The following is a 24,981-nucleotide window of genomic DNA, read 5'->3' as shown; positions in this document are numbered from 1 at the left end:
TTCCCCTCGGGGGGGTGTTTGGTGGGAAGCCCATCCTGTGGTGTGCCCCCCTCTTCTCTCGCCGTGTTTTTGTCCGCCCCCCCAAGAGGGGGGGGGGGGGGGGCCGCCGGCGCGGGCGGCGGCGCCTCGTCCGGCGCCGCCCAGCCCGCCGAGAAGATCAAGCTCACCGTCGCGCTGTTCAGCGACTTCCACTTCGCGCCGCTGTACGAGGAGTTCAAGAAGACGCACCCGAACGTCGAGATCGTCGAACGCCGCACCCAGTTCAACGACCACCACAAGAACCTCACCACGCAGATCGCCACGGGGGCGGGCGCCGGCGACGTCGTGGCCGTCGAGGCCGGCTACGTCGCCACCTTCACCCCGCTCGCCGACAAGTTCCACGACCTCAACGAGTACGGCCTGGGCAAGCGCCAGGCCGACTACCTCGACTGGAAGTGGAAGCAGGGCCTGTCCAGCGACGGCTCCAAGCTGCTCGGCCTCGGCACCGACGTCGGTGGCCTGGCCATGTGCTACCGCACCGACCTGTTCAAGAAGGCCGGCCTGCCCACCGACCGGGACGAGGTGTCCAAGCTCTGGCCCACCTGGGAGGCCTACATGGAGGCGGGCAAGAAGTTCGTCGCCGCCAAGGTCCCCGGCGCCGCGTGGTTCGACGGGCCCGGCGAGAACTTCCGCGCCATGGTGGACCAGGCGCCCGTCGGCTTCTACGACGAGCAGAACAACCTGATCGCCGCCACCAACCCCGACGTCAAGAAGGCGTTCGACCTGAACGCCCAGATGGTCCAGGCCGACGAGTCGGCCAAGCTCGCCGCCTTCAGCCCGCCGTGGAACACCGGCCTGACCAAGGGCTCGTTCGCCACCCTCATCTGCCCGTCCTGGAAGACCGGCAGCATCAAGGACGCCGCGCCCACCACGGCCGGCAAGTGGGACGTGGCCGCGGTGCCCGGCGGTGGCGGCGGCAACCAGGGCGGCACCCACCTCATGGCGCCCAAGCAGGGCAAGCACCCCAAGGAGGCCGCCGAGCTGATCGACCTGCTCACCAGCAAGGACACCCAGCTCAAGCTGTTCACCGAAGCGGGCGCCCTGCCCTCGATCCCCGCGCTCTACGACGACCCGACGATCACCGGGTACAAGAACGACTTCTTCAACGACGCCCCCACCGGCAAGATCTTCACCGACGCGGCCAAGGCGCTCAGGCCCCAGCACGTCGGCCCCAAGGCCAGCGACGTCCTGACCGCTTTCGGCAACGCCCTGCAGCGCATCGAACAGGGCAAGCAGTCGCCGGACGAGGCGTGGGCGCAGGCGGTCAAGGATCTCGACAGGATCAAGTAACCCGCGAGGCCGTGGCCGGCCTGGAAGCGGCGGGCCGGCCACGAACCCGCAGGATCCGATGGTAGACGTGCCCGCTCCGGCGGCGCCGACCGGCCACCCCACCAGGCCGGGCGGGCCCGCCGGCGAGGCCCGGCCCGCCGGCCCCGATGGCCTGCCGAAAGGAGCTGCCATGGCCACCCGTGCCCCTGACAACCTGGCGGCGACACCGCCCCACCCGCCCGTCCGGCCGGAGGCCGGCCCCCGCCGGCGGCACCTGGCCCACCGGCTCGACGTGAAGGCCTCCCCGTACGCCTACGTCGCCCCGTTCTTCCTGCTGTTCTGCGCCTTCGGGCTGTTCCCGCTGGCGTACACCGCCTGGGTGAGCCTCCACGAGTGGACGCTGCTGTCCGACGTCCACGAGTTCGTCGGCCTGGACAACTTCACCACGCTGCTCGCCGACGACTACTTCTGGAACGCCACCTTCAACACGGTGTCGATCGGCGTGCTCTCCACCGTTCCGCAGCTGCTGCTGGCCATCTTCCTGGCCCACCTGCTCAACCGGCCGCTGCGCGCCCAGACCCTGTTCCGCGTCACCTTGCTGCTGCCGAACGTCACCAGCGTCGTCGCCGTCGTCGTCATCTTCAGCCAGCTCTTCGGCCGCGACTACGGGCTGATCAACTGGGTCCTGTCGCTGTTCGGCGCCGGCGCCATCGACTGGAACGCCGGCACCGCGACCTCCCACGTCGCCATCTCCGTCATGATCATGTGGCGGTGGACCGGCTACAACGCGCTCATCTTCCTGGCCGCGATGCAGGCCGTCCCTCGCGAGCTGTACGAGGCCGCCACCATCGACGGGGCCGGCGGCATCACCCAGCTCCGCCGGATCACCGTGCCGATGATCAGGCCGACGATCGTCTTCGTGGTCATCACCTCCACGATCGGCGCCATGCAGATCCTGGCCGAGCCGCTGCTGTTCGGCATCTACAGCCCCACCGGCGGCCCCGACCGGCAGTACCAGACGCTGTCGCTGTTCATCTACGAGAACTTCGTCAAGCTGGACTTCGGCTACGCCTCGGCCGTGTCCTGGATGATGTTCCTCTTCATCGTCGTCATCGCGGCCGTCAACTACCTGCTGACCCGCCGGGCGAGAGGAAGCCTCACGTGATACCGCGCACGGCGGGCACCGCCCGCACGCTCACCTACCTGACGCTCATGGCGGTGGCGTTCTTCTCGGCGCTCCCGCTCTACTACAGCGTCGTGGTGGCCTCGCGCGACAACTCCGCGCTGGCCGACGTGCCGCCACCGATGCTGCCGGGCGGCAACCTGGTCGCCAACATCACCCGCGTCTTCGACACCGTGCCGTTCGCCCTGGCCCTGCTGAACTCCGTGCTGGTCGCCGGCGCGATCGCCGTCTCGGTGATGTTCTTCTCCACCCTGGCCGGCTTCGCCTTCGCCAAGATGCGCTTCCGCGGCGGCAGGGCCCTGCTGCTGCTCACCGTGGGGACCATGATGGTGCCGACCCAGCTCGGCATCATCCCGCTGTACCTGCTCATGGTGAAGCTCGAGTGGACCGGCACCATGTACGCGCTGATCGTCCCCGCGCTGACCAACGCCTTCGGCGTGTTCTTCATGACGCAGTACCTGTCGCGGGCCCTGCCGACCGAGCTGCTGGAGGCCGGCCGCGTCGACGGCTGCACCACCTGGGGCCTGTTCTGGCACGTGGTGATGCCCGCCGCCCGCCCGGCGGCGGCCGTCCTCGGCATGCTCACGTTCATGTCGGCCTGGAACGACTACTTCTGGCCGCTCATCGTGCTGACCCCGGAGAACCCGACCGTGCAGGTCGCCCTCTCGACGCTGGCCGCGGGCTACATCAGCGACTACGCCCTCAGCCTCGCCGGCACCGCGCTCGGCACGCTGCCGCTGGTCATCGTCTTCGGCCTGCTCGGCAAGCAGATCATCGGCGGAATCATGCAAGGAGCAGTGAAAGGATGATGATGACCGTTCCTACTCGGGGGACCCTGCCTTCGCATCTGACGCAGGGGCGGGCGGTCTTCCCCGAAGGGTTCGTCTGGGGCGCCTCGACGGCGGCCTACCAGATCGAGGGGGCGGTCAGGGACGACGGCCGCGGGCCGTCGGTCTGGGACACCTTCTCGCACACGCCGGGCAAGGTGGCCTCCGGGCACACCGGCGACGTGGCGTGCGACCACTACCACCGCTACGCGGAGGACGTCCGGCTGATGGCCGAGCTCGGCCTCGGCGCCTACCGCTTCTCGGTCTCCTGGCCGCGGGTGCGGCCGGACGGCACAGGGCCGGTCAACACGCGGGGGCTGGACTTCTACGACCGTCTCGTCGACGAGCTCGCCGGCGCCGGCGTCACCCCGTACGTGACCCTGTACCACTGGGACCTGCCCCAGGCGCTGGAGGACCGCGGCGGCTGGACGTCCCGGGACACCGCCTACCGGCTGGCCGAGTACGCCGAGGTGGTGCACGCCCGCCTCGGCGACCGCGTCCGGCACTGGACCACCCTGAACGAGCCGTGGATACAGGCGTTCCTCGGCTACGGCAACGGCGTGCACGCGCCCGGCCGCACGGACGCGCGGTCGGCGCTGCTGGCCTCGCACCACTTCGTGCTCGCCCACGGGCTCGCCACCCAGGCGCTGCGCGCGGCCGGTGCGCAGGAGGTCATGCTGGTCGTCAACACCTCGCCGATGGTGACGCCCGAGCAGCTGCTCGACCCCGCCGCGCCGGTGTCGCAGGCCGACGCGGAGGCGGTCTCCCGCGCCAACGCCATGATGCACCGGCAGATCCTCGACCCGGTGCTGCTCGGGGAGTACCCGGCCGAGGTGCTCGCGATCCTGGAGCGGCACGGCGGCCTCGGGCACATCCACGAGGGCGACCTCAAGGACGCCCATCAGCCGACCGACGTCATCGGGGTCAACTACTACAACCCCTGCGTGGTGCGGTCCGCGCCCGGCGTGCCCGCCGACGCCGCCTGGCCCGGCGGCGAGGACATCGCCTTCCCCGCCGCGGACGTGCCGAAGACGGCCATGGGCTGGCCGATCGTTCCAGAAGGGCTGTCGCGCCTGCTGCTCCAGCTGACCAGGGACTACCCCGGGACGGCACTGATGGTGACCGAGAACGGCGCCGCGTTCGAGGACGTCGTGACCTCGGCCGAGCCGGGCGAGGGCGAGCCGGGGGAGCCGGGCGAGCGGGTGCGCGACGCCGAGCGCGTCGCCTACCTCGACTCCCACCTGCGCGCCGTGCACGCCGCCATCGAGGCGGGCGCGGACGTACGCGGCTACCTGGTCTGGTCGCTGCTGGACAACTTCGAGTGGGCCGAGGGGTACGACCGCAGGTTCGGCATCGTCCGGGTGGACTTCGACACCCAGCGTCGGCTGCTGAAGGACAGCGGAGCCTGGTACCGCGGTGTCATCAGGGAGAATGGACTGACATGAGACGACCCACCTTGGAGGCGGTGGCGGCGCGGGCGGGTGTGTCCAAGTCGAGCGTGTCCCGGGTGGTCAACGGCGAGGCGTCGGTCACCCCCGTGATCCGCGAGCAGGTGCTGCGGGCCGTGCGCGAGCTGGGGTACGTGCCGAACGGCGCGGCGAGGAGCCTCGCGACCCAGCGCACCAACACGGTCGCGGTGATCGTGTCCGATCCGCCGCAGGGTGTGGTGTCCGACGACCCGATGTTCTCCACGGTGGTCCGCACCGTCAGCCGCGTCCTGGAGGACGCGGGCAAGCAGGTCATGCTGATGCTGGCCGCGTCCGACGAGAGCCGGCTGCGGGCCGAGCGGTTCGTCGCGGCCGGGCACGTGGCCGCGGTGCTGCTCGTGCCGATGCACGGCCCCGACCGGCTGCCCGGGTCGCTGGCGCGCGCGGGCGTGCCCGTGGTGTCGTTCGGCAGGTCGGCGGCCGGGGTGCCGTACGCCGGAAACGACGACGCGGGCGGCGCGCGTCTCGCGGCCCGCCACCTGCTCTCACGGGGCCGGCGGCGGGTCGCGACGATCACCGGCCCGCTCGACCTGATCCCCTCGCGGGACCGGCTGGCCGGCTACCGCGAGACGCTTCGCGAGAGCGGGCGCCGGTCGATCGTCGCCATCGGCGACTTCACCCGCGTGTCCGGCGCCGCGGGGATGCGGCAGCTGCTCGAGGACGATCCGGCGCTGGACGCCGTCTTCGCGGCAAACGACCTGATGGCCATCGGGGCCCTGCACGCCCTGCGGGAGGCCGGCCGCCGGGTGCCGGACGACGTGGCCGTCGTGGGCTTCGACGACATCGAGGCCGCCCTGTACACCGTGCCGCCGCTGACCACGGTGCGCAGCCCGATGGGGGATCAGGCGGCGGCAGCGGCCATGCTGTTGCTCGGGCTGCTGGACGGCGCGCCGGGTGAGCCTGTCATCATGCAGAACGAGCTGGTGGTCAGGGAGTCGGCGTAGACAATCATCGTTGGAGGACAAGGGAATGAGACGACCGACTCTCGAGGCCGTGGCGGCGCGGGCGGGGGTGTCCCGGGCCACGGTCTCCCGGGTGGTCAACGGGGGGACGACCGTCACCGCTGAGTTGCGCGACGCGGTGATGCGCGCCGTCGAGGAGATGGGGTACGTCCCCAACCTGGCGGCCCGCAGTCTGGTCACCCAGCGGACCGACTCGATCGCGCTGGTGGTGTCCGAGCCGCCGACCAGGGTGTTCTCCGACGACCCGATGTTCTCCACGGTGATCCGCTCGGCGAGCGCCGAGCTGGAGGCCGCCGACAAACAGGTGCTGCTGATGCTCGCGGGCGACCCGACCAGCCACGCCAGGGTCGAGCGCTACCTGACGGGCGGGCACGTCGACGGCGTCATGCTGATCTCGATGCACGGCGCCGACCCGCTGCCGGCGGCGATCACCCGCATGCGCGTCCCCGCCGTGTCCTACGGCCGGCCGGCCGTCAACGTGAACCTGCCCTACGTCGACGACGACAACGTCGGCGGCGCCGAGATGGCCGTGCGCCACCTGCTGGAACGCGGGCGGCGGCGCATCGCCACGATCGCCGGGCCGCCGGACATGATCGCCGGTCAAGATCGCCTGGCCGGTTACCGGGCGGTGCTGCAGGGGTCCGACCGGCGGTCGATCGTCGCCATCGGCGACTTCACCCGCGAGTCGGGGGCCGTGGCGATGCGGCAGCTGCTGGAGGACGACCCGGCGCTGGACGCGGTGTTCGTCGCCAACGACCTGATGGCCATCGGAGCGCTCCAGGCGCTGCGGCAGGCCGGCCGCCGGGTGCCCGACGACGTCGCGGTGGTCGGGTTCGACGACATCGAGGCCGCCGGCTACACCGAGCCGCCGCTGACGACGGTCCGCCAGCCGTTCCGCGAGCAGGCGGCGGCCATGGTGCGCCTGCTGCTGCGCATGCTCGAAGGCGGCCAGGCGGACCCGGTGGTGCTGCCGACCGAGCTCGTCGTGCGCGAGTCCGCCTAGCGGGACGGCCGGTCGCCGACGGGTCCGCGCGGGCCGAGAGAGGGCCGCGCGGGCCGCGCGCACGCGCCGGCCATCGTGATCCGGGGTGAATCCCCTGGTGGGAACCGGTCCGCCGTCAGGGCGGGCCGGTCTTCTCGCATGTCCGCCATCCGACAACTCCAGCAGTCTTGACAAAAAAAGTGTTCGGTGCGACCGTAGAGCCATGGCCGGACGGACCGCGGACCGGGACGGCGGCCACCGAGCACCGGCGTCACGACCAGATCGAGACCGAAGGAGCAGTGCCATGACGCACCCGTTCGAAGTGCGTAAGGAGATCGAGCTGCGGGCGAGTGCCGCCCGGGTGTGGGAGGCGGTGGCGAGCGGGCCGGGGTTGAACTCCTGGTTCCTGGGCCGCAACGAGGTGGAGCCGCGGGTCGGCGGCAAGGCGGTGCAGTTCTTCGGCGACTTCCCGGTGGAGGCCACGGTCACGGCGTGGGAGCCGCACCGGCGGTTCGCCTTCCGCAGCGCGGAGGGCGAGAACGGCACGTTCATGGCGTTCGAGTTCCTGATCGAGGGGCGCGGACAGCGGAACGGACAGGAGAACACGGTGCTGCGGCTGGTGCAGAGCGGTGTTCTGGGTGATGGGTGGCAGGCGGAGGTGAGGCGTTGGAGCGCGGCTGGGACATGTATCTGCACACTCTGGACCAGTATCTGACTCATTTTCCGGGTCAGTTCGCGCTGGTGGTGTTCGCGGCGCGGCCTGGTGGGGGTGGGGTGGAGCCGGTGTGGTCGGTGCTGGAGCGGGGGCTGGGGCTCACCCGCAAGGTGGTGCAGGGTGATCGGGTCCGGTTGACGCCGGAGGGGTTCGCGCCGATCGAGGGTGTGGCCGACTATGTGGCGCCGGATTTCCTGGGGGTGCGGACCGGTGATGGGTTGTACCGGTTCATCCGGGGTCAGCACGACACGGTGGTGGTGGGGCACCACATCTTCGCCGACAAGGCCGATCCCAAGAAGGTCGAGCAGGCGTGGCAGGACTGGCTGACCAAGCTCTTCGCGTGAGCCGCCCGGCCTCCGGCGGGCACGCGCTCAGCCGGACGGCGCGCGCGGCACGACGGCGGCACGTGGCCCGGCGCCATGCCCGCCGCGATGCCGCCGTCCCGCCGGCGCCCCGGACGCCGCCGAGGGCGCGGCGGCGACGCCCGGGAGGGCGAACCGATTCGCCGGCCATCGGGCGTTGAATCCCCCGATCATTTTGCACGCGGACGAAATGCGCGCCCGCGGAAATGGAAAAGGAAATGCAAAAACCCGCATTCCCGGCAAACCCCTCCATCACGATCGTCGTGACCGCTCCCTCGGGTAACATCGGCGGTACCATCGGCATAGGCCGCTGCATCACGATGATCCCGGGCACCACCTGGGACTGAACGAGGGACGGGTGACGATGCTGGTCGAGCTGACGATGCACCGCACCGCCACGTCGCAGCCATCGGCCAATTCCCCCATCGACGGCATCCGGATATTGGCCTTGCTTCCCGACAAATGGCGTAAAGACCTTAGGCAGGCGAACGGTGAGATCGTCATACGGGTCGACACCGCCGACGACACCACCAGCGACCAGATCCAGGCCACGGTCGCCGAAGTCCTGAACGACCCCGCCATCAGCCATTGGGAACTGCGCGCCTGCCACACCCTCGCGACCGGCTCCTCGGCCGAAGAGCCCGCCTGATCGGGCGGCCGCCCGCAAGACCTCTCCGGTGTGACGTCGAGGACGCGGCCGCGGCTCCGACCCATGGGTGTGAGGCGCCCGCGGGAGGCGCCGGACCCGCCGGGAGCGCGCGAGTGAAGTACATGCTGATGATCTACATGAACCCGGCCATCTGGGACGCGCTGCCCGAGCGGGCGCGTCAGGAGATCTTCGCCGGCCACGACCGGTTCGTCGCGGCGATCAGCGCATCGGGAGAGATGGTCGGCGCCGAGGCCCTGGCCGATCCCTCGACCGGCGCCGCCGTACGGGTGCGCCACGGCGCCGTCCAGGCCACCGGCGGGCCGTACGCCGAGGCCGAGGAGCACGTCCGCGGCTACTACCTGGTCGAGTGCGCGAGCAAGAAGCGCGCGATCGAGCTGGCCGCGCTCATCCCGGACGCCCGCTACACCGGCGTCGAGGTCCGTCCCCTCATGGACGCCGCCGCCCCCGACCTGTGACCGCGACCCCGCCCCCGGGCGGCCTCCCCGGCGGCGCAGCGGCGGCCGTGCCGCCGCGCACCCCAGCGGCACCCCTACGCACCGGTATCCGCCGCGCTCCGCCGAGACCGGGCGGCTCCTCGCGGCGGATAGTTGCCGCAGGAGCTCATCGCCAGGTGGGCACCGACGGAGCCACGGCAGCTTGCGGAGGGTCGGCATGGAGGACTACGGCATCACCGGCGCGCGGGTGGACCTGGAGGTCACCGTGGACGCGCCGCCCGAGCACCTCTGGGAGAGGATCACCGCGGTGCCGCGCATCGGGGACTTCAGCCCCGAGTGCGAGCACGGGGCCTGGGCCGACCCCGGCCACGCCGAGGTCCGCGAGGGCACCCGCTTCCAAGGACGCAACCGCCGCCAGGGCCGCGTCTGGACGGTGACCTGCGTGGTGACCGAGGCGGAGGCGCCGCGCACGTTCGGCTGGCTGGTGCTCGACCCCGAGGGCGACCCCGGCCGCCCCTCGTCGCGGTGGCACTACGAGCTGGTGCCCGGCGACGAGCCCGGCAAGACGGTGGTCAGGCACAGCTTCGTCCACGGTCCCGGGCACAGCGGCCTGCGCGAGATGATCCAGGGCAACCCCGAGATCGCCTCGCTGATCCTGGACGTCCGCCTCACCGAGCTGCGCGAGCACATGCTGGAGACCCTGGACGCGATGGCCCGCGACTGACGGGCCGGCCGGGCTCGGTTCCGTGCCGGGGCCGGCCGGGACAGCATCCGCTATTTGGTTATATCGGTCATATCGACCGTCATTTCGTAATAAACGGTGCTTAAGCTTCGCGATCATGCGCCGTCTTCTCCCGTTGCTGGTCGCCTGCGCGCTCCTGACCGCCGACGCCGGGCAAGCCCTGCCCGTTCGCTCGCCCGGTCCGGCGCCGGTCCGGCCCCTGGCGGCCGGGAGCTCCGCCGCCCGCCCGGCCGTCCCGACGCCGGCGTCCTCGCCGACGGCGACCGCGGCGCCCACTCCCTCGCGCCTGGCACGGGCGGAGCGCCGGTCGAAGACGATCCTCCCTCCGCGGGGCCGGACGGCCGCGGTGGACAACCCGCTGTACGCCCTGCCGAAGGCGGGGGCGAAATGCCGCCTGCCGGCGATCAGGGCCGGCGTCTGGGCGTCCACCAAGAAGTACATGCGGGCCGTCGCCTCCTGCCTCGACCGCGTCTGGGCCCGCCAGTTCGCGCTGGCGAAGATGTACTACACGCTGCCCCCGCGCCGGTTCGTCCGGCACCGGGTGCGCGACCGCGACTGCGGGCTGATGCCCCTCAAGGGCGCCAAGGGCACCTACTGCGACCAGACCAGGATCTTCTACGTGGTCGTCGACCGGTACGAGCTGAACCCGGCGGCCGCGCCGGTCCTGGCCGAGGTGATCGCGCACGAGTACGGCCACCACGTCCAGAACATGGCCTACATCTCCGACTACACGGACGAGGCCTACGACGCCGCCCGCTCCGCCGCGAGCGAGGACCTGGTGAGCCGGCGCCTGGAACTGCAGGCCGAGTGCCTCGCGGGGGTGTCGATCGCCGCCATGGGCCGGTCGATGCCGCCCTGGGCGCTGTTCCGGTACATCTACCTCGGCACCCTCCCGCAGAAATGGGTCCGTGACCACGGCGGCCTGGCCACGCAGCTGCGGTGGCTGGAGAAGGGCCACCGCTCCGGCCGCGCCGGCGCCTGCGACACCTGGTCCCCGCCCCGCCGCGAGGTCACCTGAGCCGTGCCCGCCCGTGCCAGTCCGTGCCCGCCCGTGTTCGTCGGTGCTCGGCACCGCCCGCCCGGACCGCCGGTGCGCACCTTGGCCGTGCGCGGGCGCGGGATCAGGCGGGGCGGGGGACGCCGGCGAGCGAGGCGGCCACCGTCGCGCGGAGATCGCGCAGGCGGTGCGCGGGCAGTTCCAGGACGGTGACGTCGCCCGCCCAGGGGGCGACCTCGTCGATGGCGGCCCTGGCCTGCTTCTTGGTCAGCTCGGGCCGCGTGCGGATCAGCCCTTCGCGCCAGGTGTTGACGAGCTTGCCGTGCGCGTTGTCCAAGATCGCGCGCAGCAGGCGTCCCGTCTCGTCCTCGGGCGGGTCCACCCGCACGGCGTCCAGGACGGCGCCGTCCGCGGTCAGCCGGTAGACGGAGGAGAGCGGCTCGGCCGGCCAGTCGAAGTCTTGCAGCGGCTCGGCCGGCGAGACCCGGACGTGGCCGGCCCGGGTGGCCAGCAGCAGGCGGGGGAGCGCGGCCGTGAGGCCCGCGGGCACCGCGATGGCGACGCGGCGCGGCGACGCGGCGTACGGCTTGGCGAGCCAGGTGGACAGCCGGGCCCGCGGCGTCCTGGGCGAGAGGTCCTTCGGCCAGTCGCCCACCAGCACCTCAGGCTCGAAGCCGGCGTCCGGGGCGGCCACGCCGGCGTCCGGGCGCGACTCGACCGACTGGGGCCCTTGGGTGTAGATGCCGGTGACGTAGCGGTCGACCCGGGCCGCGACGGCGGGCCGCGTCTTGGTGGTGGGACGCAGGATGTAGAGGTCGGCGGCCGAGCCGATGGCCTCCGCGCCGAAATAGCGGTTGAAGTCCGGATACATGGCCTCGTAGCAGAGGTTCAGGTCGTGCAGGGAGTTCTGCACCTTCAGGGCCAGCATCGGCGTGCGCTCGCTCGCCCCGTAGGCCAGCGCCACCCGCCCCTCGTCCGGGTCGCGCAGCCCTTCGACCGCCCTGGCGACGAACAGCCCCACCCCCTCGGGGGTGTAGGGCGGGTCGGTGAGCGCGAGGTCGGCCTGGCCGCGCGCCGCGGGCGGCAGGCCGAGCCGCAGGTCCGCCCAGAGGGTGCGCACCGTGAAACCGAGCCGTTCGGCCTGCTCGTCGATGTAGGCGAGGATGCGCTCGTCGATGTCCACCACCGTGACGTCGGTCTCGGGGTGGATCATCTTGACCGCCAGCGAGGTCAGGTCGTGGTCGCCCACGCACAGCAGCCGGGCCCGCCCCAGCCAGAACCGCGTCCCGAGCAGCAGCGCCCTGCGCGCCACGGTCTCGGGCGTCGCGGCGACGTGGTCGAGCACGTGCCGTCCACGGGGAGCCTGCGCGATCAGCTTCTCCAGCCGCTCGACCACCTGGGCGTGGCGGGGGAGCAGGTGCCCGACGGGGTCGGCGGGGCCGGACGCGGGCGGCCGTCCCAGGGAGGAAACGGTGACCTCCCGCGGCGGGAGGACGTCGTCGCCGAGCAGGTCGCGGCAGCGCCCGATCTGCTCGGGGGTGAGCCGGAACCGCTCGCCGGACCGTTCGGGCGACGTCACGCGCAGCAGCGCCTCGATGCCGCGCCGGGAGGTGGCCGTGGCCCGCACCAGGTCGGCGAGCGTCCACCACTCGCCGCCGCACAGCAGCGCCAGCGCCGTGCGGTACCGCCTGGCGTCCACCCCCGCGCCGGCGAGCAACCCGGCCACGCCTTCTGCCTCCACGCCAGGACTCTATCGGCCCCGAGCCGCCGCGAGACCTGCCGGGCGGCCGCGGGCGGGCGTCCGGCTTGATCGGACGCGGGCTAATCGGCCCCCTGGTCCCGGCTTTCGTGGAACGCGGGGACGGCGCCCGCGGTGGCCCAGCTGGACAGCAGCCGCAGCTTCTCCTCGGAGGGGGAGCCTGGCGGGGCGGTGTAGACGATGAGGTGGAGGTCGCGGTCGACCGGCGGATGCAGGGTCTCGTAGTGGAGCGTCATCATGCCGACGGCGCTGTGGCGCAGGCGCTTGGGGCCGTAGGTGTGCTGGAAGACGGCGTAGTCCCGCCACCAGCGCGCGAACGGCTCCGAGCGGGCGCGCAGCTCCTCGACCATGGCCACGAGGGCGCGGTCGCAGCCGTGGCGTCCCGCGGTGACGCGCAGGATGGCCACGACCTGCCTGGCGATGTCCTCCCAGTCGACGTAGACCTCCCGCGCCCTGGGGTTGAGGAACATCCACCGCGCCATGTTCCGCTCGGCCGCGGGCATGGCGTCGAAGTCGTCGAAGAGGATCTTCCCCATCCTGTTGATGCCCACCACTTCCAGGCGCGGGCCGTGCAACACGGCCGGCAGCGGGTCGAGCGCCACCAGTATGGCGTGGAGCGCGGGCCTGGCCCGTACGACCCGCACCGGGCCGGAATCGGTCGCCCGGCGACTCGATCGGCGGAGGGAGGCCGACCGCACCAGGTCGAACAGGTGGCGCCGTTCGAGTTCGCTCAGCTGGAGGGCGTCCGCCACCGCGGTGAGGACCTGGTCGGAGACGTTGCGGGCGCGGCCCTGTTCCAGACGGCTGTAATAGTCGACGCTCACCCCCGCCAGCAGCGCGAGCTCTTCCCGGCGCAGCCCGGTGACCCGGCGACCGTCATGCCAGGGCAGGCCGACGTCCGGCGGCGTCAGGCGTTCCCGGCGCGACCGCAGAAACTGGCGCAGCTCTTTCTGTTGGGTCATTACCTCAGTATCAGCAGGCGGCGGGCGCCTGCCGTATGGCAACTGCCGGTTTTAGGGACATTTATCGTCATCGTTGGCGCGCTGGGGTCATCCGCCGGTCATCGGAACGAGCCCCGCGGAGGGAATCCGGCGGCGGACGACGGGTCGCCCGGCCTCGCGGAACATGCGAAAGCCCCAGGTCTGTGACCTGGGGCTTTCGGGTGGTGGGCGATACTGGGATTGAACCAGTGGCCTCTACCGTGTCAAGGTAGCGCTCTCCCACTGAGCTAATCGCCCTTGCCTGCCGATCGTCGCGCAGAGGTGGAGACGGGATTTGAACCCGTGTACGCGGCTTTGCAGGCCGCTGCCTCGCCTCTCGGCCACTCCACCGGGCGAGGCCTCTGCGCGGAGACCTCTCCGAGCGGACGACGGGATTCGAACCCGCGACCCTCACCTTGGCAAGGTGATGCTCTACCAGCTGAGCCACGTCCGCGTGCGCCCCCGGGGGATCGCCTCCCTCGGTGACGAGAAGGAACTCTAGCGGGTTTTCCGCGCCGGTGCCTAACCGGCGGCCGATCCGCGGAAGTTGCGCGCCACGGTGCGCTCGATGGCGGGCAGCGTGAGGAAGATTTCGAGGATGCGGGTGAGCCTGTGCACCTCGATGCGGTGGAAGGGCGGCCCCTCGGACCTGGCCAGCAGGAACGTCAGCGCGAGCGGGGGCAGCGGCGCGGCGATGATGTGCAGGCCGGAGGGCAGGGTGTGCGCCTCCGGGCGCGGCGGCGTGATGGAGGGGAACGGCACCTCCTCGGGGGCCCGCCAGCTGGAGTGTACGACGGCGCGGGGGACCTTCTCGGTGCCGGCGGCGGCCCAGTCGGCGCTGAACAGCACGGGCATGGAGTCGATCAGCGTGGCCAGGGCGCGGTCGCCCGCGGTGGTGATGTACTTGAGGATCTCCAGCTCGGGGTAGGTGCCCGGCGCCTCTCGCGTGGTCCAGACGCCTTCGACGGTCACGTCGGCGACGCCTTCGAGGCACTGGGTCAGCGCCTCGCGCGGCGCCGAGTCGGGCCAGTACACCGTCAGGTCGTCCACCGCCCGGCCCTCGCCCCGTTCGAGCACGAGCAGCTGGGTGATGTCGGCGCCCGCGACCCCGAGGACGCGCGTGACCTGGCCGAGGGAACCGGGCCGGTCGGGCAGCGAGATGCGCAGTCTCAGGAGCATCCAGGGCCTCCGATGTCACGTGGGGGCGGTGCCCCGTCCCAATCTAGCCGCCCGTGCTCCTCGCGGTCCAAACAGTGCACCCTCCACCGGGCGCGGCGCGCCGGCCGCCGGAGGGTGCGGTAGAAATGAGCAGGTGAAGATAGGTGCGATCGAGGTCTGGCCTCCCGTGGTCCTCGCGCCGATGGCGGGCGTCACCAACGCGCCGTTCCGGGCGCTGTGCCGCGAGCAGGGCGGCGGCCTGTACGTCTCCGAGATGATCACCACCAGGGCGCTGGTCGAGCGCAACGCCAAGACCCTGGCGATGATCCGCTTCGAGCCTGGCGAGAGCCCGAGAAGCCTCCAGCTGTACGGCGTCGACCCCGCCGTCGTGGGCGCGGCGGTCGCCATGGTGGCCGCGGAGGGCCTGGCCGACCACGTCGACCTCAACTTCGGCTGCCCGGTGCCCAAGGTCACCAGGCGCGGCGGCGGCTCGGCGCTGCCGTACAAGCGCGACCTGCTGCGGCGCATCCTGCGCGCCGCGGTGGCGGCAGCCGGGACGCTGCCGGTCACGATCAAGATGCGCAAGGGCATCGACGACGACCATCTGACCTACCTCGACGCCGGCCGCATCGCCGCCGAGGAGGGGGTGGCCGCCGTCGCCCTGCACGCCCGCACGGCGGTGCAGCACTACGGCGGCACCGCCGACTGGGACGCCATCGCCCGCCTGAAGGAGGCCGTCCCCGAGATCCCCGTGCTCGGCAACGGCGACATCTGGAGCGCCGACGACGCCGTCCGGATGATGCGGCGCACCGGCTGCGACGGGGTGGTGGTCGGCCGCGGCTGCCTGGGCCGGCCGTGGCTCTTCCGCGACCTGGACGACGCCTTCGAGGGCCGCCCCGAGCGTGCGCGGCCGACCCTGGGCGAGGTCGCCGCGACGATGGGCCGCCACGCCGAGCTGCTGGTCGAGTGCTTCGGCAGCGAGACGCACGGCGTCCTGGACTTCCGCAAGCACGTCGGCTGGTACCTCAAGGGGTTCACCGTCGGCGCCGGGCTCCGCCGCGACCTGGCCACCGCCGGCTCGCTCGCCGAACTGCGCGAGCACCTCGCCGCGCTGCCGGCCGGTCAGCCGTGGCCCGGCGAGGCCGCCGACGGGCCGCGCGGCAAGTCCACCGCCCGCGAGCGCGTCCACCTGCCCGACGGCTGGCTCGACGACCCCGGCGACGCCGCCGTCCCCGGGGACGCCGAGGTGGCCACCTCGGGAGGCTGAGCCGGAGCCTCCGGCGCGGCCCGCGTCAGAGGCGGTCCAGGGCGATGACGTGGACGACGGCGCGGCCCTCCTCGTCGGAGGCGGCCAGGTCGACCTGGGCGCTGATGCCCCAGTCGTGGTCGCCCGCCGGGTCGTGCAGCACCTGCCGCACCCGCCACAGCTCCTTCTCCTCCTCGATGAGCAGCAGCGCCGGCCCGCGGGCGTCCGGCCCGGTGCCGATCTCGTCGTGCTCCTCGAAGTAGCCGTCGAGCGCGTCCTCCCAGTCGATGTCGGCCAGCTCGTGCAGTTCCTCGTACCGCTCCAGCGCCGACAGCTCGACCATGCGGAACATGGCGTTGCGCACCAGCACCCGGAAGGCGCGCCGGTTCGCGGTGACCGGCCGGGTGTTCTCCTCAAGGCCCGGCCGTTCGAGCTCCTCGGTCGGGTTCTGCAACTGCTCCCACTCGTCCAGCAGGCTGGAGTCGACCTGGCGCACCAGCTCGCCGAGCCACTCGATGAGGTCCTGGAGGTCCTCGGTCTTCATGTGGTCGGGGACGGTGCGGCTGAGCGTGCGGTAGGCGTCGGCCAGGTAGCGCAGCACCGTGCCCTCCGAGCGGGCCAGCTCGTAGAACTGGACGTACTCGGCGAAGGTCATCGCCCGCTCGTACATGTCGCGCACGACCGACTTGGGGCTGACGGCGTAGTCGCCCACCCACGGGTGCCCGCGCCGGTAGGTCTCGTACGCGCCGAACAGCAGGTCCTGCAACGGCATCGGGTAGGTGACCTCGGTGAGCAGCTCCATGCGCTCCTCGTACTCGACGCCGTCGGCCTTCATCTGCGCCACGGCCTCGCCGCGGGCCTTGTTGAGCTGCGCGTGCAGGATCTGCCGCGGGTCGTCCAGCGTGGACTCGACGATGGACACGATGTCCAGCGGGTAGACCGGCGACTCGGCGTCGAGCAGCTCGAACGCGGCCAGCGCGAACGTCGCCAGGGCCTGGTTGAGGGCGAAGTCCTCCTGCAGGTCCACGGTGAGCCGCGCCATGCGGCCGTGCTCGTCCGGCTCGCGCAGCTTCTCGACGACCCCGCCGGCCAGCAGCGACCGGTAGATCGCGATGGCGTGGCCGATGTGCCGCCGCTGCGCCTTGCGGTCCTCGTGGTTGTCGGTCAGCAGGTGCCTCATCGCCGCGAAGCAGTCGCCGGGACGGTTGATGACGGCGAGCAGCATCGCGTTGCTGACCTTGAACCGCGAGTTCAGCTGCTCGGGCTCGGCCTTCTGCAGGCGTTCGAAGGTCTCCTCGCTCCAGTTGACGAAGCCCTCGGGGGCCTTCTTGCGGACGACCCTGCGCCGCTTCTTGGGGTCGTCGCCCGCCTTGGCCAGCGCCTTCTCGTTCTCGACGACGTGGTCGGGGGCCTGGCAGACGACGTAGCCGAGGGTGTCGAAGCCGGCGCGGCCCGCCCGGCCGGCGATCTGGTGGAACTCGCGGGCGCGCAGCAGGCGCACGCGGTTGCCGTCGTACTTGCTGAGCGCCGTGAACAGCACCGTGCGAATGGGGACGTTCACCCCGACGCCCAGCGTGTCGGTGCCGCAGATGACCTTGAGCAGGCCCGCCTGGGCCAGCCGCTCGACCAGCCGGCGGTACTTGGGCAGCATGCCGGCGTGGTGGACGCCGATGCCGTGGCGCACCAGCCGCGACAGCGCCCGGCCGAACCTGGTCGTGAAGCGGAAGTTGCCGATGAGCGCGGCGATGGCGTCCTTCTCGGCCTTGGTGGACATGTTGACGCTCATCAGCGCCTGCGCGCGCTCCATGGCCGCCGCCTGCGTGAAGTGCACCACGTACACCGGCGCCGACTGCGTGGACAGCAGTTCCTCCAGCGTCTCGTGCAGCGGCGTGGTGCGGTAGCTGTAGTACAGCGGCACCGGCCGGGTGGCCGAGCGCACCACCGAGGTCTCGCGGCCGGTGCGCCGGGTCAGGTCGGCCTCGAACCGGGTGACGTCGCCGAGCGTCGCCGACATCAGGATGAACTGCACGTGCGGCAGCTCCAGCAGCGGCACCTGCCACGCCCAGCCGCGGTCGGGCTCGGCGTAGAAGTGGAACTCGTCCATGACGACCTGGCCGATGTCGGCCTGCGCGCCGTCGCGCAGCGCGATGTTGGCCAGGATCTCGGCCGTGCAGCAGATGATCGGCGCGGACGGGTTCACGGCGGCGTCGCCGGTCATCATGCCGACGTTGTCGGTGCCGAAGACCGCGCACAGGTCGAAGAACTTCTCCGACACCAGGGCCTTGATCGGCGCGGTGTAGAAGGTGCGCTCGCCCGTGGCCAGGGCGGCGAAGTGCGCGCCCGCCGCCACCAGGCTCTTGCCGGAGCCGGTCGGCGTGGCCAGGATCACGTTGTTGCCGTACAGGATCTCGATCAGCGCCTCCTCCTGCGCCGGGTACAGCGTCAGCCCGCGCTGGGTGTTCCAGTCGACGAAGGCCTCGAAGAGGGCGTCGGGGCCGGTGTCCTTGGGAAGGTGCTCGAGGAGGCTCACACAGTCAATACTGCCGAAGACCGCGCCATGGTCGGTCCACGAGCCGGTGCCGGGTCCGCCTGGTGAACCCTCCCGCCCCGCCCCGCGTCTTCTGCGGGGGCCGTGCGGAGCCCCGGGGGAGAGGGAGTGGAAATGCGTGGATCCAAGGCCGCCGTCGTCCTGGCGGTGACGGGAGCGCTGGCGCTGCCGGTGGGCGCGGCGGGGGCGGGCGCCGCGTACGCGGGCGCCGCGTCACCGGGTGGCGCGACGGCGGGCGTCTCAGCGGTGAAAGCCGTGAAAGCGGCGGGTGCGGGGAGCGCGGGCACGGCGGCGCGGGCGCCGGGGAAGGTCGCGAACAAGCTGTTCCGGGCGTGGCTGCGCGACGACAGGAAGGCGGCCGCCGCCGTCGCCACCCCCGCCGCCGTCAGGACGCTGTTCGCGTACGCCTACCGCGCGCCGGACGAGTTCGCCGGCTGCGAAGGCGGTGCGTGCCGGTTCGTCCACACCAGCGTGCGCGTGCCCGGCGGCCTCGACGGCATCCTGATGGTCGTCTCCAGGGGCACCGTCACCAAGGTGTACGAGTCGCGGCACCTCACGACCGGCGACAAGGCCGCCAAGCACCTGTTCGCGGCGTGGAAGGCCGGTGACAGGAACCGCGGCCTGGAGATCGCCACGACGGCCGTGGTGAAGAAGCTGTTCCGCACCAGATTCGGCGGCGTCGGGTACTTCTACCAGGGATGCACCCCCGAGACCGGCGGCAAGGTGTGCGCGTACTCCTACGAGGGCGGCGCCCTGCTGATGCACGTCCGCGGCAGCAGAATCCTGGGCTACGAGGTGCGCTCGCTGTCCTACATCGCCGACTGATGTCGCCGGCTGATATCACGGCTGAGCCCCGGTGCGCCGCAGGAGCGGGCCACCCGGCACCATGAAGGGCATGGATGATCTGGCGGAGACGTGGGCGCGGCTCGCCGGGAGCTCGGCGGCGGCCGCGGCCGTGGGGGCCGAGCTGATCGCGCGCTGGTCGGAGCCGCACCGGCGCTACCACACGGTCGGCCATCTGCGCGCGGTGCTCGACGCCGTCGAGCCGCTCGCCGGCTTCGCGGCCGACCCGGTGGCCGTCCGGCTGGCCGCCTGGTTCCACGACGCGGTGTACGACGGGCGGCCGGGCTGGGACGAGGAGCGCAGCGCCCAGCTCGCGCGGTCGCGGCTCGCCCGGCTCGCCGGCGTCCTCGGAGCCCGGCGGGCCGGCGAGGTGGCGCGGCTGGTGCGGGTGACCGCCGGGCACGATCCGGCGCCGGGCGACCGCGACGGCGAGGTGCTGTGCGACGCGGACCTCGCCGTGCTCGCCGGGCCCGGCTACGACGCCTACGCGCGCGCGGTGCGCGAGGAGTACCGCCACGTGCCCGACGAGGCGTTCAGGGCGGGCCGGGCGCGGGTGCTGGAAGGCCTGCTCGCGATGCCGGAGCTGTACCGCACCCCGCCGGCCAGGAAACTGTGGGAGAGCGCCGCCCGGCGCAACATGCTGGCCGAGCTGGCCGAGCTGGCCGGGCCGTTCAGGTCCTGACGCGGCGCCGGCGGCGCAGCCCGGCCGCGGTGAGGCGTCTCACCAGGGTCTGCGAGGACACCGCCTCGGCGCCCAGGCCGATCGCCCGGTCGTACACGGTCTCGGGCACGTCGTAGTGATCGCGGTCGAACGCCCGCGGCGGCACGCCGAGCCGGGAGGCGAACGCGTGCAGTTCCTCCAGCGAGGCGTCGCTGACCAGGTGGGACCAGAGCAGGCCGCGCGGCCCCGGCCAGTTCGGCGGATCGATGAGCACGGTCACACAGGGGACGATATCGGCCCGCGCCGGCCCGGCGAGACCAGGTGACCTCTGATGGCGCTCACAGGCCCAGGTCGTCGAGTTCCTTCATCAGGGCGGCGCGTGAGGGGTCGGTGCCGGCGGTGGGGGCGGGCCGGTTCAGCCCGCGTGGGGCGGCGTCCCCCAGCGGCCGGGCGGTAGCGCCCGCGCCCGGGAGCGCCGTCGCGGCGCGCGGGCGCCGCTCGCGGAACAGCCAGCCGCCGAGGATGCCCCCGACGAAGCCGAACAGGTGGCCCTGCCAGCTGAACTCGTCGGTCGGCAGCAGCCCGGTGAACTGGTAGGCGAAGCAGAGGGCCATGACGAGGCCGACGACGATGTCGATGCGGTGCCGGTCGAAGACGCCCCGGACCAGGATGTAGCCGAAGTACCCGAACACCACGCCGCTCGCGCCCGCCGTGACGCTGTTCGGCCCGGCGACGAACCAGACGCCGAGCCCGCTCGCCGCGGCGATCAGCGCGGTCACCCCGAGGAACTTGACCACTCCCCGGTAGGCGGCGAGGAAGCCGAAGACGAACAGCGGCCCGGAGTTGCCCTCGATGTGCGCCCAGCTCCAGTGCAGGAAGGGCGCGGTGACGATGTCGGGCAGCCGCGCGGGGTCGCGGGCGACGATGCCGAACGACTGGCTGAGGGCGTAGCCGGTGATCGAGTTGAGGATCTGGACGACCCAGATCAGCCCCAGGAACCCGACCATGACCCAGAACGCCTTCCGCGCCTCGGCGATCATGATCTCGGCCGTCTGCTTGCCGCCGTCCACCCGTGCCTCCCTGGTCGCGCGCTGGCGCGGGATCGTCACGACCGGACGGCCGTGAGGCCCGGACCGCCGTCCGGGCCGTCCCCCGTGGTACCGCCCGCACATCTTCGCAAATCCCGAGCCGTCAGGGCCACCGCCCGCCGCCTGCCGCCCGCGGGCCGCGGCCGGTGAAGGGAGCGGCGGCCCGGAGCGGCGGTGCCAGAGCGGGGTGCCAGAGCGGCGGCCCGGACGGTGATGCCGGAGCGACTGTGCCGGAGGGGCAGCGCCGGGGCGGCGGCCCGGAACCAGGGCGCGGGCCCGGGGTCAGCCGCCGGCGCGTTCCAGGACCACGACAGGGATCTGCCGGTCGGTCTTGGTCTGGTACTCGTCGTACTGCGGCCAGGTCGCCGCCATGAGCCGCCACAGCTCCGGCTTCTCCTCCGGCGTCGCCGTGCGGGCCCTGGCCCGGAACCGGTCGCCCTTGACCTGCACCTCGACGTCCGGGTCGGCCTGCAGGTTCAGGTACCAGTCCGGCGACTTGGGATCGCCGCCCTTGGAGGCGACGACGATGTAGTCGTCGCCGTGCTGCTGGTAGATCAGCGGGTTGACGAACTCCTTGCCACTGGTGCGGCCCTTGGTGGTGAGCAGCAGGACGGTCGTGCCGTTCCAGTCGTGACCTTCCTTGCCGTTTGTGGCCCTATAGCGTTCGACATGCTCTTTGCCGTAAAGCATATGAATTGCCCTCTTTCGTTGCTGGACGTCGGTGGTCTACCCCGTATCACCAGGATGATCCGCCCAGGAAATGAGATCGCCTCGGGGGTGGGACTGGACGCGAGGAGCAACCGTTCCTCGTCGCGGGCACGAATCCACAAGGGGGTGATGAGATGGCTCGATGCCTGGTGACGGGCGCGACCGGCTACATCGGCGGCCGGCTGGCGCCCGCGCTGCTGGACGCCGGCCACTCCGTGCGGTGCATGGCCCGGACGGCCGGGCGGCTGCGCGGCCAGACGTGGCGCGACCGGGTCGAGGTCGCCGAGGCGGACGCCACCGACCCGGTGGCGACGCGGGCCGCGCTGGAGGGCGTGGAGGTCGCCTTCTACCTGGTCCACACCATGGCCGCCGGCCGCGACTTCGCCGAGCGCGACCGCGTCGCGGCGGCCACGTTCGCGGCGGCCGCCCGGGACGCCGGGGTGCGCCGCATCGTGTACCTGGGCGGCCTGGCCCCGTCCGAGCGGCCGTCGCCGCACATGCGCTCACGCGCGGAGGTGGAGGCCATCCTGCTCGCCTCGGGGGTGCCCACGGTGGCGTTCCGCGCGTCGGTGATCATCGGCTCGGGGTCGGTGTCCTTCGAGATGCTGCGCCACCTCACCGAGCGGCTGCCGGTCATGACCACCCCCCGCTGGGTGCGCACCCGCACCCAGCCCATCGCGATCAGGGACGTGCTGCGCTACCTGGTGCGGGCCCCCGACCTGCCCGAGGGCCTCAACCGCGCGTTCGACATCGGCGGCCCGGACGTCCTGACCTACGCGCAGATGATGCAGGGCTACGCCGCCGCGGCCGGGCTGCCGCCCCGGCTGGTCATCCCGGTGCCACTGCTCACCCCGAGCCTGTCCAGCCACTGGGTGGGGCTGGTCACCCCCGTCCCCGCGAGCGTGGCCCGTCCGCTGGTGGAGTCGCTGCGCAACGAGGCGGTCTGCCGGGAGCACGACATCGCCCGGTACATCCCGGACCCGGAGGAAGGGCTGACCCGCTTCGGGCGGGCCGTGCGACTCGCCCTGCTGCGCATCAAGGAGGCGGACGTGGCGACGCGCTGGTCGTCGGCCTCGACGCCCGGCGCCCCGAGCGATCCGCTGCCGACCGACCCCGACTGGGCGGGCGGCAGCCTGTACGTGGACGAGCGGGCCAGGGCGGTGGACGCGTCCCCCGAGGCGCTGTGGCGGGTGATCGAGGGCATCGGCGGCGGCCACGGCTGGTACTCGCTGCCCCTTGCCTGGTGGATCCGCGGCCTGGCCGACCGCGCGGTCGGCGGCGTGGGCCTGCGCCGGGGGAGACGCGACCCCGCGCGGCTGCGGGTGGGCGACGCGCTGGACTTCTGGCGGGTGGAGGAGATCGAGCCGGGCCGCCTGCTGCGGCTGCGCGCCGAGATGCGGCTGCCCGGACTGGCCTGGCTGGAACTGCTCTGCCGCAGAGAGGACGGCCGGACCGTCTACGGCCAGCGGGCGATCTTCCACCCGCGCGGGCTGATGGGCCATCTGTACTGGTGGGCGGTGTACCCCTTCCATGGGTTGATCTTCGGCCGGATGCCGGGCAACGTGGCCCGCGCCGCGGCGGCCCTGTCCTCCGGAACTGAAAGTTTCAAGGAAAAGACGGGCGTACTGCCTGCTCAGAGCGCCAGGGAAGAGCGTTTCCGCTAACCGGTCCTGTCGCTGAATGGTGAGCCAACCTAGGGTCGCGGCAGATGGGAGCGCTCCCACCACTCCACCCCCCGGAGGCATGATGAAACGCCGAGTACTGAGAGCCTTGACGGCCGTCCTCGCCGTTGTGGGCTCCATCCTCATGACGGCGGTGATCGCCGGCCCGGCCCGCGCGGACACCGTGATCTGCGAGAAGTACGGCGCCACGACCATATCGGGCGGCAAGTACGTCGTGATCAACAACAACTGGGGCGACGACACCCGGCAGTGCATCAACGTCACCTCCAGCGGGTTCACCATCACCGAGGCGAGCCACAACAAGCCGCAGAACGGCGCCCCCGGCTCCTACCCCGCGGTCTACGCCGGCTGTCACTACGCCAACTGCAGCTCGGGCAGCAGCCTGCCCATGCGGGTCTCCGACAGCAGGTTCTCCAGCATCCAGACCAGCGTCAGCATGAACTACTCGGCCGGCTCCAGCATCTACGACGCCGCCTACGACGTCTGGTTCGACCCGACGGCCCGCACGGACGGGCAGAACACCGGGGCGGAGCTGATGGTGTGGCTGAACCACACCGGGTCGGTCCAGCCGGTCGGCAACAGGGTCGGCACGGTGAACCTGGCGGGCGGCACCTGGGACGTCTGGTTCGGCAACATCGGCTGGAACGTCGTGTCGTACGTGCGCACCTCGCCGACCAGCTCGATCAGCTTCAACGTCAGCACGTTCTACAGCGACATGGTGAACCGCGGCTACGCGCAGAACTCGTGGTACATCACCAGCGTGCAGGCCGGCTTCGAGCCCTGGGTGGGCGGCGCCGGCCTGGCGGTGAACAACTTCTCCTACAGCGTCGGAGGCGGCAACGGCGGCGACACGCAGGCGCCGTCCGCGCCGTCCAACCTGCGGGCCTCGAACGTCACCTCCAGCGGCGTGAGCCTGGCCTGGAACGGCTCCAGCGACAACGTCGGCGTGACCGGGTACGACGTCTACCGCGGCTCCACCCTCGTCGGCACCGCGAGCGGCACGTCCTACAACGTCACCGGGCTGTCCGCCTCGACGTCGTACTCCTTCTCGGTGCGGGCGCGCGACGCGGCGGGCAACACCTCCCAGTCCTCCAACACCGTCTCGGTGACCACCTCCTCCGGTGGTGGCAACAACGGCGGCTCCTGCCGGGTCACCTACAGCAAGAGCGAGTGGGCCGGCGGGTTCACCGCCAACATCACCGTCGGCAGCGCGAGCGCCGTCAACGGCTGGACGCTCGCCTTCACCTTCCCGGGGGACTCGCGGGTCACCAACGCCTGGAACGCCACCGTCTCCCAGAACGGCTCCTCCGTGACCGCCAGGAACGTGGACCACAACGGGTCGATCCCGGCGAACGGCACCACCTCGTTCGGGTTCCAGGGCACCTGGTCCTCCAACAACGGCTCGCCGACCTCCTTCACCCTCAACGGGACCGCCTGCACGGTCGGCTGATCAGGAGTCCGCGGTGAGGAGGTGACCCCGCCTCCCCGTGGAGACGATCCCGCGTCCCGGGGGGGGGGGGGGGGAGCCCCCCCCCGGGGGGGGGGGGGGTGGTGGGGGGAGCAACCTACCCCCTGCTCCGCCTTCGCGCTCTCGCGGGTCGTTCGTTTCCCCCCCCCCCCTCCTCCTTTTTCCCCCCCC

General features: G+C 72.0%; 25 protein-coding genes and 3 tRNA genes. 18 read left to right on the top strand and 10 right to left on the bottom strand.

Going from position 1 to position 24,981, the window contains the following annotated elements; translation table 11 throughout:
* Nucleotides 1–63: 63 nt before the first annotated feature.
* From ACZ6QO_RS00295 to ACZ6QO_RS00235, 13 genes are all read left to right on the top strand, one after another.
* Nucleotides 64–1,329, top strand: a complete 1,266-nt coding sequence (locus ACZ6QO_RS00295; protein ID WP_465846199.1) for an ABC transporter substrate-binding protein — start codon at nt 64–66, stop codon at nt 1,327–1,329.
* Nucleotides 1,330–1,498: 169 nt separating this feature from the next.
* Nucleotides 1,499–2,473: a carbohydrate ABC transporter permease gene (locus ACZ6QO_RS00290; protein ID WP_465846197.1), complete on the top strand. Its 975-nt coding sequence runs from the start codon at nt 1,499–1,501 to the stop codon at nt 2,471–2,473.
* A gap of 47 nt (nt 2,474–2,520) precedes the next feature.
* Entirely contained in the window at nt 2,521–3,300 is a 780-nt protein-coding gene (locus tag ACZ6QO_RS00285; protein ID WP_465847208.1) for a carbohydrate ABC transporter permease, read from the top strand.
* The gene (locus ACZ6QO_RS00280; protein ID WP_465847206.1) at nt 3,300–4,763 is read left to right on the top strand and encodes a GH1 family beta-glucosidase; all 1,464 of its coding nucleotides are present in this window, start codon (nt 3,300–3,302) and stop codon (nt 4,761–4,763) included. Before ACZ6QO_RS00285 ends, ACZ6QO_RS00280 begins: the two co-directional genes overlap by 1 nt.
* On the top strand, nt 4,760–5,749 hold the full coding sequence (locus ACZ6QO_RS00275) for a LacI family DNA-binding transcriptional regulator (protein ID WP_465846196.1): 990 nt from the start codon (nt 4,760–4,762) through the stop codon (nt 5,747–5,749). The genes ACZ6QO_RS00280 and ACZ6QO_RS00275 overlap by 4 nt, the downstream gene beginning before the upstream one ends.
* Nucleotides 5,750–5,774: 25 nt before the next feature.
* On the top strand, nt 5,775–6,770 hold the full coding sequence (locus ACZ6QO_RS00270; protein WP_465846194.1) for a LacI family DNA-binding transcriptional regulator: 996 nt from the start codon (nt 5,775–5,777) through the stop codon (nt 6,768–6,770).
* 283 nt (nt 6,771–7,053) lie between these two features.
* Nucleotides 7,054–7,464, top strand: a complete 411-nt coding sequence (locus ACZ6QO_RS00265) for an SRPBCC family protein (protein ID WP_465846192.1) — start codon at nt 7,054–7,056, stop codon at nt 7,462–7,464.
* Nucleotides 7,434–7,808: a hypothetical protein gene (locus ACZ6QO_RS00260; protein WP_465846190.1), complete on the top strand. Its 375-nt coding sequence runs from the start codon at nt 7,434–7,436 to the stop codon at nt 7,806–7,808. The genes ACZ6QO_RS00265 and ACZ6QO_RS00260 overlap by 31 nt, the downstream gene beginning before the upstream one ends.
* Before the next feature lie 224 nt (nt 7,809–8,032).
* Nucleotides 8,033–8,173, top strand: a complete 141-nt coding sequence (locus ACZ6QO_RS00255) for a hypothetical protein (protein ID WP_465846189.1) — start codon at nt 8,033–8,035, stop codon at nt 8,171–8,173.
* A gap of 17 nt (nt 8,174–8,190) precedes the next feature.
* The gene (locus ACZ6QO_RS00250) at nt 8,191–8,475 is read left to right on the top strand and encodes a hypothetical protein (protein WP_465847204.1); all 285 of its coding nucleotides are present in this window, start codon (nt 8,191–8,193) and stop codon (nt 8,473–8,475) included.
* Nucleotides 8,476–8,597: 122 nt separating this feature from the next.
* Nucleotides 8,598–8,951 (top strand): YciI family protein, encoded by a 354-nt coding sequence (locus tag ACZ6QO_RS00245; RefSeq protein WP_465847202.1) that lies wholly within the window; start codon nt 8,598–8,600, stop codon nt 8,949–8,951.
* 196 nt (nt 8,952–9,147) lie between these two features.
* Nucleotides 9,148–9,654 carry an SRPBCC family protein gene (locus tag ACZ6QO_RS00240; protein ID WP_465846187.1) on the top strand — a complete coding sequence of 169 codons (507 nt, stop codon included), beginning with the start codon at nt 9,148–9,150 and terminating at the stop codon, nt 9,652–9,654.
* Between the two features lie 115 nt (nt 9,655–9,769).
* A complete protein-coding gene (locus tag ACZ6QO_RS00235; RefSeq protein ID WP_465846186.1) occupies nt 9,770–10,690 on the top strand; it encodes a neutral zinc metallopeptidase in 921 nt (306 codons plus the stop codon).
* A gap of 103 nt (nt 10,691–10,793) precedes the next feature.
* Here the strand turns inward: ACZ6QO_RS00235 and ACZ6QO_RS00230 are convergent, their stop codons facing one another.
* From ACZ6QO_RS00230 to ACZ6QO_RS00205, 6 genes are all read right to left on the bottom strand, one after another.
* Nucleotides 10,794–12,410: a bis-aminopropyl spermidine synthase family protein gene (locus ACZ6QO_RS00230; protein WP_465846184.1), complete on the bottom strand. Its 1,617-nt coding sequence runs from the start codon at nt 12,408–12,410 to the stop codon at nt 10,794–10,796.
* 80 nt (nt 12,411–12,490) lie between these two features.
* Nucleotides 12,491–13,390: a helix-turn-helix transcriptional regulator gene (locus ACZ6QO_RS00225; protein WP_465846182.1), complete on the bottom strand. Its 900-nt coding sequence runs from the start codon at nt 13,388–13,390 to the stop codon at nt 12,491–12,493.
* Nucleotides 13,391–13,591: 201 nt separating this feature from the next.
* Nucleotides 13,592–13,666, bottom strand: a tRNA-Val gene (locus ACZ6QO_RS00220).
* 22 nt (nt 13,667–13,688) lie between these two features.
* A tRNA-Cys gene (locus ACZ6QO_RS00215) sits at nt 13,689–13,759 on the bottom strand.
* Between the two features lie 30 nt (nt 13,760–13,789).
* A tRNA-Gly gene (locus tag ACZ6QO_RS00210) sits at nt 13,790–13,862 on the bottom strand.
* A 68-nt stretch (nt 13,863–13,930) separates the two neighbouring features.
* Entirely contained in the window at nt 13,931–14,587 is a 657-nt protein-coding gene (locus tag ACZ6QO_RS00205; RefSeq protein ID WP_465846181.1) for an ACT domain-containing protein, read from the bottom strand.
* Nucleotides 14,588–14,720: 133 nt separating this feature from the next.
* On the opposite strand from ACZ6QO_RS00205, the gene dusB reads away from it, so the two are divergent.
* Entirely contained in the window at nt 14,721–15,833 is a 1,113-nt protein-coding gene (gene dusB, locus ACZ6QO_RS00200) for a tRNA dihydrouridine synthase DusB (RefSeq protein ID WP_465846179.1), read from the top strand.
* Between the two features lie 25 nt (nt 15,834–15,858).
* On the opposite strand, the gene ACZ6QO_RS00195 is transcribed toward dusB, so the two are convergent.
* On the bottom strand, nt 15,859–18,351 hold the full coding sequence (locus ACZ6QO_RS00195; RefSeq protein WP_465847200.1) for a DEAD/DEAH box helicase: 2,493 nt from the start codon (nt 18,349–18,351) through the stop codon (nt 15,859–15,861).
* 123 nt (nt 18,352–18,474) lie between these two features.
* Between ACZ6QO_RS00195 and ACZ6QO_RS00190 the strand changes: the two genes are divergently transcribed.
* Complete coding sequence (locus ACZ6QO_RS00190) at nt 18,475–19,185, top strand: hypothetical protein (protein ID WP_465846177.1); 711 nt, start codon at nt 18,475–18,477, stop codon at nt 19,183–19,185.
* 70 nt (nt 19,186–19,255) lie between these two features.
* On the top strand, nt 19,256–19,885 hold the full coding sequence (locus ACZ6QO_RS00185) for an HD domain-containing protein (RefSeq protein WP_465846175.1): 630 nt from the start codon (nt 19,256–19,258) through the stop codon (nt 19,883–19,885).
* Here ACZ6QO_RS00185 and ACZ6QO_RS00180 read toward each other — a convergent pair.
* From ACZ6QO_RS00180 to ACZ6QO_RS00170, 3 genes are all read right to left on the bottom strand, one after another.
* Nucleotides 19,875–20,144: a DUF4031 domain-containing protein gene (locus ACZ6QO_RS00180; protein ID WP_465846173.1), complete on the bottom strand. Its 270-nt coding sequence runs from the start codon at nt 20,142–20,144 to the stop codon at nt 19,875–19,877. The two genes, ACZ6QO_RS00185 and ACZ6QO_RS00180, sit on opposite strands and share 11 nt — an antisense overlap.
* Before the next feature lie 58 nt (nt 20,145–20,202).
* On the bottom strand, nt 20,203–20,973 hold the full coding sequence (locus ACZ6QO_RS00175; RefSeq protein WP_465846172.1) for a rhomboid family intramembrane serine protease: 771 nt from the start codon (nt 20,971–20,973) through the stop codon (nt 20,203–20,205).
* 261 nt (nt 20,974–21,234) lie between these two features.
* A complete protein-coding gene (locus ACZ6QO_RS00170; RefSeq protein WP_465846171.1) occupies nt 21,235–21,642 on the bottom strand; it encodes a nitroreductase family deazaflavin-dependent oxidoreductase in 408 nt (135 codons plus the stop codon).
* A gap of 152 nt (nt 21,643–21,794) precedes the next feature.
* On the opposite strand from ACZ6QO_RS00170, the gene ACZ6QO_RS00165 reads away from it, so the two are divergent.
* Both ACZ6QO_RS00165 and ACZ6QO_RS00160 read left to right on the top strand, forming a co-directional pair.
* A complete protein-coding gene (locus tag ACZ6QO_RS00165; RefSeq protein ID WP_465846169.1) occupies nt 21,795–23,324 on the top strand; it encodes an SDR family oxidoreductase in 1,530 nt (509 codons plus the stop codon).
* Between the two features lie 106 nt (nt 23,325–23,430).
* The gene (locus ACZ6QO_RS00160; protein ID WP_465846167.1) at nt 23,431–24,792 is read left to right on the top strand and encodes a GH12 family glycosyl hydrolase domain-containing protein; all 1,362 of its coding nucleotides are present in this window, start codon (nt 23,431–23,433) and stop codon (nt 24,790–24,792) included.
* Nucleotides 24,793–24,981: the final 189 nt, after the last annotated feature.

This window comes from Sphaerisporangium sp. NPDC049457, from assembly GCF_055586705.1.
The sequence above is the reverse complement of the archived record's forward strand: the minus strand, read 5'-3'. Positions and strand labels throughout refer to the sequence as shown.